At 59.3% G+C, this 2222-nt stretch carries 2 protein-coding genes; both read left to right on the plus strand.

The genetic code is table 11. The features are described from left to right. Positions 1-77: 77 nt before the first annotated feature. Complete coding sequence (locus tag NW820_RS11910; RefSeq protein ID WP_414341768.1) at positions 78-1751, plus strand: CocE/NonD family hydrolase; 1674 nt, start codon at positions 78-80, stop codon at positions 1749-1751. A 98-nt stretch (positions 1752-1849) separates the two neighbouring features. Next, positions 1850-2110: a DUF6761 family protein gene (locus NW820_RS11915; RefSeq protein ID WP_011434405.1), complete on the plus strand. Its 261-nt coding sequence runs from the start codon at positions 1850-1852 to the stop codon at positions 2108-2110. The last annotated feature ends 112 nt before the right edge of the window (positions 2111-2222 follow it).

Here is a 2222-nt window from a genome sequence, read left to right on the forward strand (position 1 = left end):
AACTCTGGTGGGAGTTTCTCCCTCTCATAAGGGCTTCTGTTTTATCTTAGGAAGAATCCACCCAGGGATCCCTTAGGTTGTCCTTGGTTGGTATCCCTTTGGCAAGATCCGCTAGCCCAACCCAGGCCATGTTGCCCGTTCGCCCCCGCGAAACTGTTTCCATGTTCACCCGCGACGGGATCCAACTGGACGCGGATGTCTATCGCCCGCAAGGGGAGGGGAGCTACCCGGTTTTGCTGATGCGGCAGCCCTATGGGCGGGCCATTGCCTCGACGGTGGTGTATGCCCATCCCAGGTGGTATGCGGCCCAGGGGTACATTGTGGTCATCCAGGATGTGCGCGGACGGGGAACTTCCAAGGGATCCTTCTACCCTTTCCGCCATGAGGTGGAAGACGGGTTTGACGCCGTCAATTGGGCGGCTGCCTTGCCGGGGAGCAACGGCGTAGTGGGCATGTACGGCTTCTCTTATCAGGGCATGACCCAGCTGTATGCGGCTTCTACCCGTCCCAGCGCCTTGAAGGCCATCTGCCCGGCGATGCTGCCTTACGATCTCTATGCCGATGCCGCTTACCCAGGGGGGGCCTTTGCCTTCTACAACAACCTCAGTTGGGCCTTGCAACTGGAGACCGAAGGGGCGCGTCTCAGGGGGGATGCCAATGCCTACCAAGCGCTTTTGAAAGCTGCCCGCAATCTCCCCCTCTACGACCCTATCCCCCTCAAGCCGGGGGTGTTGCAGCAGTATGCCCCCCAGTCCTATTACTTCGACTGGCTGGAGCACAGCGAGCCGGATGAATACTGGCGCAAGCTCTCTCCCCGTCTAGAGGTGGTGGATCTGCCGATGCTACACATTGCCGGCTGGTTTGACAGCTACCTGAGTGGTAGCCTGCGCCTCTACAAGGAAATGAGCGCCCGCAGCCAGAACCCTCAATACCTGATCATCGGCCCTTGGATCCATCTCCCTTGGGGGCGCAAAGTGGGGGCGTTGGACTTTGGCCCAGAGGCTGTCAGCCCCATCGATCGGCTGCAGGTGCGCTGGTTTGACCAGTTCCTCAAAGGCAAAGATACAGGGATCCTCCAGGAGCCGCCGGTACGCCTGTTCGAGATGGGATCCAACCGCTGGCGCGGCTTTGATGCTTGGCCTACCCCTGAGCCAAAAGCTTTTTACCTACACAGCACCGGCTTGGCTGCCCTTTCAGAAGCAGAGGGATCCCTTCGCCCTGAACCCTCGCCGACGCAACAATCGGATACCTTTGTTCACGATCCCTGGCGACCGGTGCCGGCCTTGGGGGGCCACCTAGTTCAGCCTGCCGGGCCGCAAGAGCGCTCCGCCCTCGACTGCCGCACCGATGTCCTGACCTATACCACTCCGCCGCTGCAAGCCGAGCTGGTTCTGGTCGGGGACATTGCTGTGGAGGTGTACGCGGAGGCCGACAGCCCCAGTTTCGATCTTTGCGCTGTGCTCTCGGTGGTAAGGCCCGATGGGCAGGTGTATAACTTTTCCCAAGGCTATTGTCGCCTACGGGATCCCCAGCCCAGTACCCCCATTCTGATTCCCTGTCAGCCCACCTGTATTCGCATTCCTTGCGGTCATGCTCTGCGCCTCAGCCTTAGCGCGGCTTGTTTTCCGGCCTATCCTGTCAACACAGGCACGGGAATGCGGGAAGAGCGGCTGATTGAGGCCCGCATTCTCACCATCACTCTCCGCAGCGGTGGCGAGACGCCTTCGCGGCTGCACCTGCCCATGGCTTGAAGCCAAGAAGAGACCAAGCTTCGGGATCCCGTTCGCAATCCCCGCTTACAAAGAGACACCAAACGTTAGGATAGAAACAGGCAGGGCAAGGGAACACCATGTTGCAAGACCCAAAGTTGATCCGGCACTATCAGGCTTTGACCGATGCTCTGGTGGATACCTGGCAGCGGGGCTACCGGCGCACCGATGAGCTACGTCTGCTGGTGGATGGCTACCTGCTGGCCTTGCGAACTGGCAAACAATTGGAGCCCTTCGAGATCTATCGCATTGAGGACGAGGTCAACCGCTTCCTCTACGATCCGTCCAACTTCATAGATCCGGAATTGGAGCCAGAGGCGGAGCCGATGCGGGGTTATTGATTTTGTGAATCCCTGTTGGCGATCCCTAGAACAGGTGGGGCAAAGTTTTGATTCCAACCTTTTCTGATCTCCCCTCGCCCCTTGGGAGAAAGACTAGGGGGGAGGGCGCTGA

Origin of the sequence: Synechococcus sp. R55.7 (genome assembly GCF_047461955.1) — a bacterium.
In the GTDB taxonomy this organism is placed as follows: Bacteria; Cyanobacteriota; Cyanobacteriia; order Thermostichales; family Thermostichaceae; genus Thermostichus.